The organism is Candidatus Enterococcus testudinis (assembly GCF_002140915.1).
GTDB classification, from domain to species: Bacteria; Bacillota; Bacilli; order Lactobacillales; family Enterococcaceae; genus Enterococcus_D; species Enterococcus_D testudinis.
The window spans coordinates 1928761-1944150 of record NZ_NGKU01000001.1; the positions used below are offsets into that span (position 1 = coordinate 1928761).

The window sequence follows — 15390 nt, forward strand, 5'->3', positions numbered from 1 at the left end:
TAACCTTCTTTCTTTTATATAATGGAATCGTCAAACGATTGACGCCCCCCTTGATACCTAAAATAAGCGAAATCAGCATAACTGCCTGAAAAATAGTTTAAATCCTGTGCACACAATCCGATAAAATTGCCTGTGAATCCCCCTGCTAAAAAGAGAATCGATCGTAAGGCGAATGTCTGCCATACTTGACCTTGGCGCCATAAAAACTGCGCTTCTCCCTTTGAAATGACCACTTTCAACTGAATCGGTCGATTCTTCAGCGGATAGCAGGCATCATCAAGGGTAAATTGCCCTTTTTGACAGTGCATCATTCTTAAAACAACGCCTTGATCTTCGTCATGCGTTACAAACAAATAGATGTAATTGTATTCATTCAAAAATAAAACCAACCCTGCCATTTGATTAAAATGAATTGGTGTATAGTCCATCAGCGTTTCAACTTCACAGTCAACATCCTTTTGCCGAATAGCCAATAGATGATTGTCAAAGTTTGATTGCAATGACTCGCCAGCAATCAATCTCAGATATCCCGGCCGCTCGTTTAATCGACACCATGCTTCGTTGGGTATCAGTCTGCGGCCATTCCACTCTGGATGCAATATTCGATCGAAATCATCACTGAAGGACGTTTGATTCTTGTTCTCGATAATTGTGCCGGGTACCTGCAAATAGCGATCTGGAATCGTATCTCCATTCTTTAATCGTAACCACCCTTGATCATCCCAAAAGACTTCTTGCAACGCTGTTTCACGTCCTAATATTGCGGCACCTTGAATTGGACGCGTCATGAGGTAGCTCATGAACCAGTTTCCTTCCTCAGTTTGAACCAAACTGCCATGACCGGTACATTGAAAGGGGGAATCTGGGCGACCGTTTGCCGTCATCATTGGATACTCAGGATCAACTTGATAAGGACCGTTAATGTCTTGACTACGGCAAACAGTCACCCCGTGTCCTGTGCCGGTGCCGCCTTCTGCTGTTAACAGATAATAATATCCTTGATAACGATAGAGATGCGGCGCTTCTGTTTTGGCCAATTCAGTCCCAGAAAAAATCTGAGTGACAGGCCCGACAAGTCCTTGATTTTCCTTGTATTCTTGCATCACGATGCCCGCTGATTTATTGGGTGTCGCCATGCGGTAATCCCACAAGGCATTCAAGAGCCATTTCCGTCCATCTTGATCATGAAACAACGAGGGATCAAATCCGCTGCTGTTCAAATATTCTGGCTTGCGCCATGGTCCAGTGATACTTGGTGCGGTCATCAGATAATTACGGCAATCCTTGAATGGGCGGGTCGTATTTCTTACATTGGTATAAACACAGTAAAATACACCTTGATCATAACTGATTTGCGGCGCCCAAATACTGCCGTCCGCAGCGTTCCCTCTCAGATCGACTTGATCATGCAGAATATCAGTCAAATACTGCCACTGTGCCAAATCAGTAGAATGGTAGATTCGAATTCCTGGCAACCATTCAAATGAAGAAACAGCGATATAATAATCCGATCCAACACGTAAGATACTAGGATCAGGGTTAAACCCTGGTAAAATAGGGTTTTCGATTTTGCCCATTAATTCAAACACTCCTTTTGCGGATGCATGTTTCGTGGTTTAGGTTTGCGGACCACACACAAGGCTGCTGCTGCAAAGAACAAAAAGGCGATCGGAAAAGCCAAATATTGGGTACCGATCAGACAGACCAAACCAGTAAGAACAAAAACGCCGGCAGCCGGTTTGCGATAATTGCGATAGGTGATCAAGAAATTAGCCACCACGATCAAAACAATCAGTAACAGTAAAGTAAAGCCGAACCAAGCACCTAAGGTTTGAAATTGTACGAAGGCATCTTCATCTGTCATTTGACTAAAAATCGAAGGGAAGACTTCTGAAAATAGGTCGCTAAACTGATCCACTGTCATCTGATTGATCACCAATGTAAATCCGCCTAAAAACACAATAGACAATCCCATGCCGATCCAGCCGAGCCATTGTTCAATACTCTGTTTCATTCTACCTTCATTCCTTTCATATCGATCCAAGCTGCCCGCTGCTGCGGTTTGGTATACGTACAATCATGCTCTGCGAACACGACTTGGTCTCGTTGTGGCGTTTTTCCCCAATCAGACCAGCCAACTTCAACCAGTGCCTCGTCGAAATGACACCTTTTGAAGCGGACTTTTGCAGGTATTCGCCAAGGTCTGCCAAGTGCATAGGCTTTTTCGCCAGTGATCCGACAGTTCGCAAAGACAAACCCTCCCGCTTCCGCTGATGTGGCAGCCGCAGTGATGTAGTTATGTTGTGGTGAATGCTTGCAATGAAGCTGACAATGATCAAAATAGGCATCTCCGCCACCAAAAATAAAATCAACGGTACCACTGATGACGCAATGAATAAAGAAGCGATTTTGCTGCGAATAGATTTTTTGACACCATGGACTGATCAGTGGCATCCCTTCTTTGGTTTGTGGGGGCAAAGGTCCCAAACAAAGGGTATCTTGATAGGCATCGAAGCGACAATCTTTGAAATACATATCATTGCCTTCCAAATAGACAGCTACTGCTTGTCCCACTTGATCCCCCGAACCAGCAGTATTCTTGACTGTCAACCCTTCAACTAGCACATCACTGCTATTGATGAAAAGCGTCGCGGTTTGAAAGGTCCCTCTCGGGTTACCCGCAATCAGTTGATTGGCTGATAAACGCCCTTGCAACACTGTATCTTTCTCACAAATAATCGTTAAGTGATCATGATAGATTTTGACAGTTTCCTGATATACGCCGCTTCCCACCTCAATTCGGCAACTCCCCTTTGTGTTTGCCGCATAATCAACCGCTGCTTGTAATGTGACAAAATCATTTTTTTGCGGATCTTTACCGACAGTAACCGTCAATGCCCTAACTGTTGTTTCAAAAAGCTGCGCCACAAACCTCTCATCTCCTTTGTTTCTTCATGTCCTCCCGATAACTGCAAGGATTGCCAGTGCGCTGGTTGCCCCATTTGGATATAGATTTCTTTCAGAGAATGATCAAGTTTTTTGACACCACTTGCTGGGCAGCCTTTATCCGCGATCCCCACCAAACTTAATCTCGGTCTTGGCGCAATCAATTGCTGGATATCGGCGGTCCGCCATTTTGTCAAAAATGCAGGAAGATAATAGTAACATCCATGTTTATCGAGACAATCTTCTTCAATCAGTGCTTGATAGTCGACTTGGGCAGCAATATCCACCACTGCTGTGATACGCGGATCGCTAGCCGCCAACCACCAACTCATCAAGCCGCCCATTGACATACCGATCGTCGCAACTGCTTCTTTGTTGATTTCTTGACGGGAAAGCAAATAGGTTAGAAATTGCTGATTGTCATAGACACGTTGTCCCCACAACGTTTTCCCTTGCAAAAGAAATCGTTTGAACAACTGACTTTCACCTTGCGATCGTTCACCAAAGCCCCACATATCGATACAACCGACCGCATAGCCATCTGCAATCAGCGTCTCCAAAAAACTGGGAGATTGCAGATAGTCCGCGCCTGAGATCAATTCTGTTTTACCAGCAGTAAAATCTCCCCCGTGGGAATGATTGAATAAGACAATGGGTACAGGTTTCAAACCATGGGGATAGGCAAAATAGGCAGGAACCAATTCTTCTTGATTGAGTCTCAGCAGCAAATGCTCTAATGTGTATTGGTCATAAACAATGACTGTTCGATGCACCACTTCAGGTGTTGTTTTCATCTCTGGACCGAGACAGTCAACGATTATTTGTTTCATCATATACAGCACTTTCTGTATTGAGCAATTGACCATTCGCATAGCAGCGGCTCACCTGAATGTCTTGTGTATGTTCCATATGGAATCCTTGTTTCACCCCCTGTAGATCCACCCGATCGAAGTGAATATTTTTGGCAAAGCCAAGATAAAATCCTTCATTGGTCATATCTTCAATACCAGTCATCATTGCCGGTTTGCCAGGGATCGGATCTTCGGCCATCGAGATTGCTATATCATGGAAGGTCACTTCTGAAATCGATCGTTCTGCCAAGCCATAAATAAATCCGGCCGCTGCGTGAACATTCCGCGCGGTGATATCGGCAAAATGGATACGTCTGAAATGCGGTGTCTCATCCGTGATTGGATACGGTGTTTTATTCCAAACATATTTTTCTTTGCCCCGAGGGCCACAGAAGTAATATAGATTTAAAGTAAAGGGACAAATCACCTGATCCATGACCACATTACTGACACGAATATCTTCAATGATGCCGCCCCGGCCACGACGGGATTTCAATCGAATGCCACGATCGGTGTCTTGAAAAATGCAATTGCTGATTGTCACGTTCCGGATATCACCGCTCATTTCACTGCCTAGAACAACCCCTCCATGTCCGTGACGCATTTGGCAATTACTGATCGTGATATTTTCACACGAGACCCGTTCAATGGTATCTTCTGTTCCAGCTTTGATTGCAATACAATCATCCCCCACGTCAATATCGCAATTCATGATACGAACATTTTTACAAGACTCAGGATCAATGCCATCAGTATTTGGTGAATCCGCTGGATTTTTGATCCGTAGATTGTCGATCGTGATATCTTCACATAAAATCGGATTGACCGTCCAACTAGGTGCGTTGATCAGATGCACATCTTTCAGATGAATACGGCGACAATCATCGAAACTAATCAACTTCGGTCGCGGATAGTCCAACTGTTCAGGATTTTGTCGAAAAAGCGCCCACCACTTCTGCCCTTGACCATCGATTGTGCCAAAACCTGTGACTGCAATATTTTCCGCCTGCTCGGCGTAAATACACGACGCATAGACTGACCGTTTGACACCTTCCCACCGGGAAGTCACAACCGGATAGTCTTTCGGATCATCTGAGAAGACCAATCGTGCCCCACTCATCACATGCAGTTCAACATTGCTTTTTAGAAACAACGCACCTGTCTGATACGTGCCGGCGGTGAAAGTCAGTCGCCCCCCGCCATTGTTGAAGAGGTGTTCGATCTGCTTTTGGATGGCTGCGGTCATTTGCCCGTCTTTTCTTATTAACTGCTCTGCTTGTAATTGAATGTCCATGTTTTATCCTTCCTCTGATAACGGCTGCAGCAATAAACTTGCTTGTAAAAAGGCACCGTATCCTTTGAAATCATTGGTAATGATCGGCTCACTAATATAGTAGACAAATGAACCATCTCGTTTATCCGGACCGCCCAGTCCAGCAACTTCGCAGTTGCGAATCAAATTGAGCCAGCCTTCATTTGTGATAAAGACAAATTCGTTGATGATTCCTTGATATGTTTCATCGACAAACCCTTGCCATTCCTGGGAAATCACGCCTAATTTGATTGCTTTTGCTGCTGCATAGCAAATCATTGAAGAGGCAGATGCTTCAAGATAATTACCCGTCTTCTCTCCCTGGTCTAACACTTGATACCAGACATGCTCTGCAGAACGCACATTGGCCAATGCTTTGAGCGTTTGTTCAAACATCTGCGACAGCGATGATGTTGCTGCTTCATCTGGCAGCAAAGCAATCGTATCCACCAATGCCATCATAAACCAGCCAATCGATCGACCCCAGAAATGCGCGGAGCAACCCGTTTCTGAATCTGCCCATGGCTGTATTCGCGCCTCGTCCCACGCATGGTAAAGCAAATCGCTGTTGGAATCGCAGGTCTGTTGATAGCAATGCGTAAACTGCTGGACCACGTCTGTCAAATCAGCCGGACGATCAAAGGTGACCGCATATTCTGCCAAAAAAGGCGCCCCCATATACAAGCCATCTAACCAGACTTGATTCGGATAGATTTTCTTGTGCCAAAAACTGCCTTCTTTTGTACGGGGCATTTCTTGCAATTGCCGATACAAAAGATCTAACGCTACCTTGTATTTGTCTGCTTTTGTTTCCTTATATAATAGAAATAAAAGCTTGCCATTGTTGATATAATCAATATTCATTGCATCAAAAGAATAGCCACGAATCGTTCCATCGGATTGAATGTAAAAGTCCATCGTTTCTTTGATATACGCTAGATACTTTTTTTCGTTGGTTTGTTCATAGGCTGCTTTGACCCCTAGCAACACCACGCCAATATCATAAGACCATTTGCCATGGTATCTTTTTTCCTTTGGTAAAAGATCATAGCGTTCAAATAGTGTATCTAACGCGATCTGCGCATAATTTGTCATCACTCTCTTTGTTCCTTTCTTGTTATCCGATAGTCATATCTGCTGTGTGAGATTCCTTGATATGAATATCATTGAATATTTTTTTTGCGGAAGTTGCAATAACGAATCCGCACATACTGACACCTGCAACCACAATGATGATCGGCAAGTATGTCGCAATCAGCAAATAGCCGACAATCAAAATCGTCCAAGTGATGATTGAATAATGCAAATAGCCAAACCCTAGCAACAAACTGCCTTTCAAAATATCTTTTAATGAGGGATATTTGACTGCTGCCATGACACTGTAAACATTTGTAAACATGAAAAGCAACGCAATCAGAAACAGCAAATTGGCCATTTGAACATACCACGATCCTGCTGTGAAGAGATTGGTGACTACGATACCCAATAAAATCCCGATCAGCCAGCTGATCAATACAGATTGACGAAAACGTTCTCTGCTATAAAGAAAAAACTGGCGAATCACAGCTGGCTGTTCCTTCAAACGCAACCAGCGGTCATAGGTTTTCATCAGCGCATATGTCGCAGGCCCGATGCCAAAGATGACACCCCCCAGCAACGTTATACAAAGCCAAAGTATTTGCAGCAGAACCACTTTAAACACAGCGAGTAAGAAATCATTGACCCGTAACATTTTGTCAAGATCCATGGGAACACCTCTTTCTTAATAAATACCATCCTCACCGATTTTTTTCGCCAATCGATTGGCAAATACCACCAAGATCAACCCGACAAGACCTTTAAACAATCCAACAGCTGTCGAATAACTTAGCTGTCCATTTTGGATACCTGCAGTAAAGACAAAGGTATCAAAGATTTGTGCCACTTCTCGGTTCATTGAGTTCATTAACAAGAACATGTGCTCAAAGCCCATATCTAAGATCGAACCGATTTTTAAGATCAGTAACGTAACGATCGTTGGTCGAATACAAGGTAAGGTGATGTGCCACATTTTACGCAGCTTGCCAGCACCGTCCATATCGGCTGCTTCATATAATTGTTCATCGACATTGGTGATTGCTGCTAAATAAACGATGGTTCCCCAGCCCGCACCTTTCCAAAGATCTTGGAAAATATACATTGGCCGCAACCAGGCCTTACTCGTCAGAAAGGCAATCCGTTCTCCGCCAAGACTTTCAATGATATTGTTGATCACGCCGCCTTCCGTCGTTAATAGAACGTAAAAGATAGACACAACGATGACCCACGACATGAAGTGAGGCAAATAAATGATTGTTTGGATCGATTTCTTCAAACGACGATTATTGACTTCATTCAACAAGAGCGCCAATAAAATGGGGAATGGGAATGAGATGGTGATATTCAAGAAAAACATGATCAATGTATTGCGCATCAGCATCACAAAGGTATCTTCCGTGAACAAACGAATAAAATGGGTCATCCCCACCATCGGGCTATCTAAAATACCCAAAAAAGGCTGGTAATCTTGAAACGCGATAATCAACCCGCCCATTGGGATGTACTTAAAGACGACGAAGTATAAAATGCCCGGAAGCAGCATGATATAGAGTGCTTTATTTTTCCTGATTTGGGCCCACTTCTTCTTTTTCATTCGTTCTTTCAGTTCTTTCCCCGTCGGTGGCGAGAAAGCAGTGTCTATTTTTGTTTCCATAGCTATTCCTCCGATGACATTTGATTTGTTTGATGTCTGTTTGATGTCTATATCGTAGCTTGAAAGCATTATTCCGTATATAATCATTTCTACACTTGTGAAAATCAACACATGATTATATCTAAAAATACAAAAGCGCTTACATGTAAAACTGATTATATACGTTCTCACTCCCTCATGTTACGTTTTAGTTACTACTAATCTCAATAAGAGACGGAGGAAATCAACTATGCAACAAGCAAAGAAAAAAAAGTACCATTCTAAAAGTGATCGACTCGTACAAGGATTTATCATCGGCTTTCTATTGTTATTCACCTTGATGTGTCTGATTCCATTTCTGAATATTCTAGGTAGTTCTTTTGCGACACCGGCAGAGATTGCGACGAGGACGTTCATTATCATTCCGAGAGAATTTACTTTAAATGCGTATCGCTATATTCTTTCTACCCCGACCATTTTCCAAAGTATAGGCGTCTCATTGATTGTTACAATCACTGGTACCTTTCTATCAATGGTCCTGACGGCTTTTATGGCCTATGCTCTCTCGCGAAAATACCTGCACGGACGGGGAATTTTTAATTTTATTGTTGTCTTTACGATGTTGTTCAGCGGAGGCATGATTCCAACATTTATTCTTGTGCAGAGTTTAGGTCTGATTGATTCCATTTGGTCATTGATTTTGCCAAGTGCAGTCAGCGCCTATAATATGATCATCATGCGTAACTTTTTCCAAGGAATTCCTGATAGTCTTGAAGAGTCCGCAAAAATGGATGGTTGCTCTGATTGGGGCGTCTTCTTTAGAATCATCCTGCCGCTGTCTCTGCCATCGATCGCAACGATTTCTCTCTTTTATGCAGTCAGTTATTGGAATACGTATCAATCAGCGATCCTCTACATCAACGATTCGGCTAAGTGGCCGATTCAAGTATTGTTGCGCCAAATCGTGATTGTTTCCAGCGGTATGAATGCGGATGCTACCAGCGTGGATGTTGTACCGCCAGCACAATCCGTGAAAATGGCCGTCATCATGGTGGCAACGATGCCCATGCTGATTGCGTATCCTTTTGTACAGAAGTACTTTGTCAAAGGCGCAATGGTTGGTTCGGTCAAAGGATAAGCGTAAAGAAACCTTTCCACAGCGGAAAGGTTTCTTTTTTAGCTAAATTTCTTCCGATATTCACCCGGTGTGACCTGTTCTTTCTTCTTAAAAAACCGAATAAAATTTTGTGAGTTGGTATATTTTAACCGAGTAGCGATCTCTTTAATAGTCATCTCTGTTTCTTCTAACCACTTCTTCGCGATCTTCAATCGATAATTTTGCAGATAATCTGCAAAGGTGACTGTCATTTCCTTTTTGAAAACATTACTCAAATAATTAGCATTATAATGAAGCTGCTCTGCCACTTTGTCCAATGATAAATCCTGATCATATTGCTGATGGATCAAGACAACGATTTTGTCCGACAATGACCGGATCTCTCGATCAGTCTTGATCTGAATTGTTTCAACGATTGGTAGCACAAGTTCATCATAAATACTTTGCTCGATTTTAAATAGATGATTTTGGTTCAGCACTTGCTGATACACTTTGCGGCTTTTTTCCAAACTAGTATAATCAGCACCTAACAGTTGACCTAATCGAATGATATTATTGATCAATTGAAAGAAGGCACTCTCAATAGTCATTGGGTTCTTATTGTCATGAATGATTTGCTGCACGACTTGTGCGTAAGTTTCATTGATCAACGCCAGATCACCGCTGCGCATCGCATCTAAAAAGATCGTCTCAGCATCAGTGGGATACTGGATCACAGCTGATTTATCAAAACGTGTGGCAATGTCATCAAAGAAAATAATGACCTCTTCCCCTAAATTTAATCGGTACCGCAGCGATTCTTCTGCATTTTTGACTGCTTCCTTGGTCAGATGCAACGATTGATAATTATCAGATACACCAATACTGATTTTGATTTTCAAATAGTCTTTCGCAGCTTTTCTGATTTTCTGACAATAGTCGAAAATATCACTTTGCCTGATTTCATTTGGAAACTTCAAAAGTGTCCCTTGAATATCCTGTCTAAACATGATTGGTTGCAAGCGCAACGTGTCAGGGATGATTTCAGCAACTAAGTTTTGCAGCGCCAATAAAAAGACATCCCCATTGATTGGGTCTCTGTTGCCTAAATCGTCGATTTGGATCAACATGACACGAAAATGATCATGCTCAGAAACTTGATAGCCAAAATGCTGTACTTTCGTTGGAATATCCTTTTCTGCAATACAGCCGCGAAAAAGATTCAACAAAAATAATGAAGCCAATTCGGGTTTCTGGCGGTCCATCTCCCCTGATAGCACTTGATTATGGCTTAGAATCTGATTGATTTCAGAGATGACTTGATTGACTTCAACTTTTTCGCCGACCTGCTTAGATTTCAGTACATCACTGATCCGGTTGATGGGTGATGTGGCGATTCTGGCAATACGATAGGCTAAGAAAGCAAGTAAAGCGACCAAGAAGGCTGCGATGCCTATCAAACTGATCCGAAATGAGCCCATAGCAGCCGAAACTTCTTTTGGTGCTAAGCGCATGACATAGAACCAATTGTTATATTCAGACTGCGTATAAACATATGACTGCTGGTCAGTACCTTTAATCATGCCTGTGGCTGTATGATCATCCATGATTTTCTTGGCTAATTGCCCATCGATCGTATCACCATCATTGAATAATACGGTTCCTTCGGTATTGATGATGTTAAGAAAAGAATCAGATTGATGGGCCACCAGTTGGGCAATGGCTTGTTTATTGATTTCAGCAATCCCCAAAGCGTGTGTATCTTGACTAAATACAGGCAATGTCATCACCATCTTTAAGTGGTTCTCCTCTGACTGCCAATCGATATAACGGTCTTGATTTCCCATTGCCTGATACATCGAAACCTCTTCTTCCGACAAACGTTTCAAGGATCCTTGATCGATTCTCCATGCTTTTTCCACATTGATCAATTGATAACTGGCCTCTTCGATCCCCATGATACTGATATACGCCAATTGCGAATTGATTGTTTGCACATCTCGAAATTGCATGTCTGCGTAATCTGCTTGCAAATTCGCTTTGAAATGCTGGGTATTACTATAGGTCGAGAAGGCATATTCAACCATTTGTATCTTATGTTCCAGATTTGACTTTACCTGGTTAACAGCTTCTCGATGTTTTTGCAAAAAAGTTTGTTGAATATTCGTATAAGTGCGCTGATAAATAACGGAACCGAATCCGATAATTAAAACGCTTCCAATTACAAAAACTGAAAAAAATATTTGTTTGAACAATGTACTCTCTTTTTTGAGCCTAGTCATAAATCTCATAAGCCCTCCCCCATCTCACTTCATCCTCTTTTTATACTATCATAGATTTTATACAATGCCTATGGCTTATTTATTTTTTTCACGTGTGCATGATTGGTATATTGACATTTATCGAATAAAGATATATGCTAAAACAAATGAAAGGTGGAAGCAGTTTCATGGTCACAATCAAAGATATTGCGAAGGTAGCTGGTGTGTCTCATACCACGGTCTCCCGAGCGCTGAATGACAGCCCATTGATCAAACCGGCAACCAAAAAGAAAATACATGAGATCGCAGAGACATTAAATTACATCCCAAATGTCAATGCAAAAAGTTTGGTGAATCAAAAATCCTACATTATTGAATTATTTTTCTCACACCTTTCTAAAGGAACATCTAACAGTTTTTTGGGAGATGTGATCAAAGGGATCAATGATACATTGCCTAAAGAATATAGTTTGGCCGTACATGAATTACAAGAAGTCGCCCAAGACCTCGATAACCTGAATCGAATCGACGGTGCCATCGTTATGAGCCAAAGTGATCAAGACGATGCCTTTATCGAAACTTTGGCCAAACAGCAGATTCCGTTAGTTGTTTTGAATCGACAACTAGACACACCTCAATTCAAAAATGTCACCAGCAATGATGCCCAAGGCGTGTATCAAATGATCAATTATGCCATTGAGCAAGGCTATACCAAATTTTCTATGATTGAGGGAATCCCTTCTTTTCGATCGAGTATCGAGAGAAGGAAAGGTTTTGATCAGGCATTAGCAGAAGCAGGCCTGACTTATCCATCAGCATATATCGTCTCAGGCGATTTTTCATTGGCAAGCGGGCAAAAAGGGGCGAAACGATTACTGGCTCTTGCTGAACCGCCAGAAGTTATTTTTTGTTCAAATGATGATATGGCCATTGGGGCGATCAATTATTGTTTGCAGGCAGGTTTGACTATTCCTAAGGACATCGCAGTGATCGGTTTTGACGATATTCCGTTCTCTCAATTCACCTACCCTCCTTTAACAACAATCAGCAAACCCGTCTATGAGATGAGCAAACGGGCGACAGAACTTCTTTTGTCAAGTTCAACCGAAGCAGATAGTCCCACACAATTCTTTTTGGATACATCGTTAACGATCCGTCAGTCCTTGTAAAACGATTCAAGGGCTGCCTTAAAATGTTAACGTGTGCATATATATTTTAAACCAACGGAGGCGAAAGCATGCAAACCATCAATAAACAACCTGTCACCACCTACCCACCACGTGTGATCCAATTTGGTGAAGGAAATTTTATGCGGGGATTCTTTAACTGGCAATTGGCACAAATGAACAAACAAGGACTCTTTCAAGGAAGTGCCATCGTTGTCCAACCTATTGAACAGGGCTTAAAACCGCTTTTGGATCAGCAAGATCATTTGTATACAGTGATTCTGGAAGGTTTAGTCGAAGGCGCACCTGTTCAAACAACTGAGATCATTTCCACCATTCATAGTGTCATCAATCCTTATCAGCAATGGCAAGCATTTCTCGCATTAGCGGAAAATGAACAGTTAGACGTGATTGTATCCAATACAACAGAAGCTGGTATTCGCTTTGATGAATCAGATGCCTTCATGGATACACCGCCAAGCAGTTTTCCAGCAAAATTGACTGCCCTTTTATATCGTCGGTTCCAATTGGAAAAACCTGGATTCACCATTATTCCTTGTGAACTGATTGATCGCAATGGTGAGAAATTGAAGGAAGCTGTATTGGCTTATGCCCGCCTATGGGCGTTGCCTGCTGCATTTATCGAGTGGCTCGACACAGACAATCAGTTCTGCTGCAGTCTGGTCGACCGGATCGTACCTGGCTATCCTAGAGAAACGGCAGCCGAATATGAAGCCATGCTAGGCTATCATGATCAATTGATGGTGACTGCGGAACCCTTCATGCTATGGGTGATCGAAGGGACAAAGGTTGAAGAGAAACTACCGCTGCAAGCAGCTGGTCTTAACGTGATCGTTACAGATGATATGACCCCTTATCGGGAACAAAAAGTCCACTTGCTCAACGGTCCCCACACCGCCATCGTTTCATTGGGCCGTCTTGCAGGACTTGAAACCGTTGAAGATGTCGTGAATGATCCTGATTTTGCCTTGTACCTTGATCATTTATTCCAAGAGGAATTGATCCCTATGCTAGATTTACCAGAGTCGCAATTAACAGCCTATGCTGAAGAAATCAAGGAACGCTTCAAAAACCCTTATGTTCATCATCAGCTACAATCGATTGCTTTAAACAGTGTGTCCAAGTTCACCGCGCGATTGCTGCCCGTATTGATGCGCTATTCCCAAAAGAAGCAACAGTTCCCTAAGCGGATCACTGCTTCCCTAGCGGCATTACTCTATCGTTATTTAACCTGTCCCTTCGAAGATGATGCCTCTGTTACTGCGATTTTCGCTCAGGCCCAAGAGATGGCGCCTTCGCAACAAATAGACTTTTTGTTAGGCAGTGACGCACTGTGGCAAACAGACTTGCGGTTTTTGACTGCTGAAATCACCGACATGGTGGCACTATTGTCTCAGGACGGTCCTCGTGCATTGCTTCACTATGTAGAACAGAATGACTATGCAACACCTATCTAGTCGGATTGGGTCTACTGCATGATCGTTCACGTCAAAAAAGAAAGGAAGAACACTATGAAAGAGGCTCTGATTGAAGCACCAGCACAGCTGTTGAAGTTACATCCAAAGGACAATGTCGCAGTTGCCTTGCAGCCCATCCCCAAAGATAGTCAGCTGTTTTTTGAAGGATATACCTTACCTATCGCAGAGGATATTCCCCAAGGACATAAAATCGCCTTGCACGCTTTAGCAGCAGATGACCATGTCATTAAATACGGCTATCCGATTGGTCATGTTATAACAGATGTGTTACCTGGTGGCTGGCTTCATACCCACAATGTCAAAACCAACCTATCTGGGACATTGTCTTATACCTACACTCCTGATTTGCACCCCGTGCATTATCCGAAAACTGATTTGACTTTCAAAGGCTATCGCCGTGCCAATGGCAAAGTCGGTATCCGAAATGATTTATTGATCGTCCCGACTGTCGGTTGTATCAATGGCATCGCTGAGATCATTGTTGAAGAATTCAAAGCACTTCACCCAGATCTTGGGGCTTTCGACCATGTCACGATCTTGAAACATCCTTATGGCTGCTCACAATTGGGACAAGACCACCAAAATACGCGGCAAATCCTGATTGATGCCGTACAGCACCCCAATGCAGGGGGTGTCCTTGTTTTCGGACTTGGCTGTGAGAACAATACGGTGCCCGAGTTCAAAAAGAAGTTGGGTGACTATGATCAAAAGCGTGTGAAATTTATGGTGGCGCAAGAAAGTCAAGATGAGATCAGCGTGGGTGTTGGATTGCTGGAAGCACTGATGGAAGCAGCCAAAGATGATCACCGAGAAGATGTGCCGCTAAGTGAATTGAAGATAGGCTTGAAATGCGGTGGTTCCGATGGGTTTTCTGGCATTACAGCCAATCCCTTGTTAGGTGCCTTTTCGGACTTTTTGGTGGCACAAGGCGGCAGTACAGTGTTGACCGAAGTCCCAGAAATGTTTGGTGCAGAACAAGTCTTGATGGGGCGCGCGCAAGATGAAGAAACCTTTGAAAAGATCCTACATTTGATCAATGATTTTAAGGACTATTTCTTGGCCTACGGAGAACCCGTATATGAAAACCCCTCTCCCGGAAACAAAGCAGGCGGCATCACGACATTAGAAGACAAATCACTAGGCTGTACCCAGAAATCAGGTACGTCGGCCGTCGTGGACGTCTTAAAATATGGCGAAAAATTGCGGAAGCCCGGCTTAAGTTTATTAGAAGGACCAGGGAATGATTTAGTAGCTGCTTCCGCATTGGCATCCGCTGATTGTCAACTCGTTTTGTTCACTACAGGCCGTGGTACACCATTTGGTGCCTACGTACCAATGATGAAAGTGGCCACAAACAAAGAAATCTATCAAAAGAAACCCCATTGGATGGATTTTAATGCGGGTCGTTTACTAGAAGAATCAATGGAGGTTGTTCTGGCTGATTTTATTCAAGCAATCATTGAAACAGCCAGCGGCAAAGCTACCCGTAATGAAGCCAATAATGTGCGGGAAATCGCTATTTTCAAAAATGGTGTCACCTTATAAATCA

The 15390-nt window shown here is 42.9% G+C and carries 13 protein-coding genes; 4 read left to right on the plus strand and 9 right to left on the minus strand.

Features of this window, described 5'->3' with window-relative positions:
- Positions 1-14 precede the first annotated feature (14 nt).
- The 8 genes from A5886_RS09295 to A5886_RS09330 are packed head-to-tail and all read right to left on the minus strand — an operon-like array spanning position 15 to position 7840.
- A complete protein-coding gene (locus tag A5886_RS09295; RefSeq protein WP_086274779.1) occupies positions 15-1577 on the minus strand; it encodes a glycoside hydrolase family 43 protein in 1563 nt (520 codons plus the stop codon).
- Positions 1577-2014 (minus strand): DUF4064 domain-containing protein, encoded by a 438-nt coding sequence (locus A5886_RS09300; RefSeq protein ID WP_086274780.1) that lies wholly within the window; start codon positions 2012-2014, stop codon positions 1577-1579. The genes A5886_RS09295 and A5886_RS09300 overlap by 1 nt, the downstream gene beginning before the upstream one ends.
- Entirely contained in the window at positions 2011-2928 is a 918-nt protein-coding gene (locus tag A5886_RS09305) for a pectinesterase family protein (protein WP_086274782.1), read from the minus strand. Before A5886_RS09305 ends, A5886_RS09300 begins: the two co-directional genes overlap by 4 nt.
- On the minus strand, positions 2892-3779 hold the full coding sequence (locus A5886_RS09310) for a dienelactone hydrolase family protein (RefSeq protein WP_086274784.1): 888 nt from the start codon (positions 3777-3779) through the stop codon (positions 2892-2894). The genes A5886_RS09305 and A5886_RS09310 overlap by 37 nt, the downstream gene beginning before the upstream one ends.
- Positions 3757-5091 (minus strand): glycoside hydrolase family 28 protein, encoded by a 1335-nt coding sequence (locus A5886_RS09315; protein ID WP_086274786.1) that lies wholly within the window; start codon positions 5089-5091, stop codon positions 3757-3759. Before A5886_RS09315 ends, A5886_RS09310 begins: the two co-directional genes overlap by 23 nt.
- Before the next feature lie 3 nt (positions 5092-5094).
- Entirely contained in the window at positions 5095-6204 is a 1110-nt protein-coding gene (locus A5886_RS09320) for a glycoside hydrolase family 88/105 protein (RefSeq protein ID WP_086274788.1), read from the minus strand.
- 22 nt (positions 6205-6226) lie between these two features.
- A complete protein-coding gene (locus A5886_RS09325) occupies positions 6227-6856 on the minus strand; it encodes a YesL family protein (RefSeq protein WP_086274790.1) in 630 nt (209 codons plus the stop codon).
- Positions 6857-6871: 15 nt separating this feature from the next.
- Positions 6872-7840 carry an ABC transporter permease gene (locus A5886_RS09330; protein ID WP_086274792.1) on the minus strand — a complete coding sequence of 323 codons (969 nt, stop codon included), beginning with the start codon at positions 7838-7840 and terminating at the stop codon, positions 6872-6874.
- A 229-nt stretch (positions 7841-8069) separates the two neighbouring features.
- Between A5886_RS09330 and A5886_RS09335 the strand changes: the two genes are divergently transcribed.
- Positions 8070-8957 carry a carbohydrate ABC transporter permease gene (locus A5886_RS09335; RefSeq protein ID WP_086274794.1) on the plus strand — a complete coding sequence of 296 codons (888 nt, stop codon included), beginning with the start codon at positions 8070-8072 and terminating at the stop codon, positions 8955-8957.
- 38 nt (positions 8958-8995) lie between these two features.
- Here A5886_RS09335 and A5886_RS09340 read toward each other — a convergent pair whose 3' ends face one another.
- Entirely contained in the window at positions 8996-11002 is a 2007-nt protein-coding gene (locus A5886_RS09340) for a helix-turn-helix transcriptional regulator (protein WP_256926194.1), read from the minus strand.
- 362 nt (positions 11003-11364) lie between these two features.
- Here A5886_RS09340 and A5886_RS09345 point away from each other — a divergent pair, with 362 nt between their 5' ends.
- From A5886_RS09345 to A5886_RS09355, 3 genes are all read left to right on the plus strand, one after another.
- On the plus strand, positions 11365-12345 hold the full coding sequence (locus A5886_RS09345) for a LacI family DNA-binding transcriptional regulator (RefSeq protein WP_086274798.1): 981 nt from the start codon (positions 11365-11367) through the stop codon (positions 12343-12345).
- A gap of 68 nt (positions 12346-12413) precedes the next feature.
- Positions 12414-13820, plus strand: a complete 1407-nt coding sequence (locus tag A5886_RS09350) for a tagaturonate reductase (protein ID WP_086274800.1) — start codon at positions 12414-12416, stop codon at positions 13818-13820.
- A 54-nt stretch (positions 13821-13874) separates the two neighbouring features.
- Positions 13875-15386, plus strand: a complete 1512-nt coding sequence (locus A5886_RS09355; protein ID WP_086274802.1) for a UxaA family hydrolase — start codon at positions 13875-13877, stop codon at positions 15384-15386.
- Positions 15387-15390: the final 4 nt, after the last annotated feature.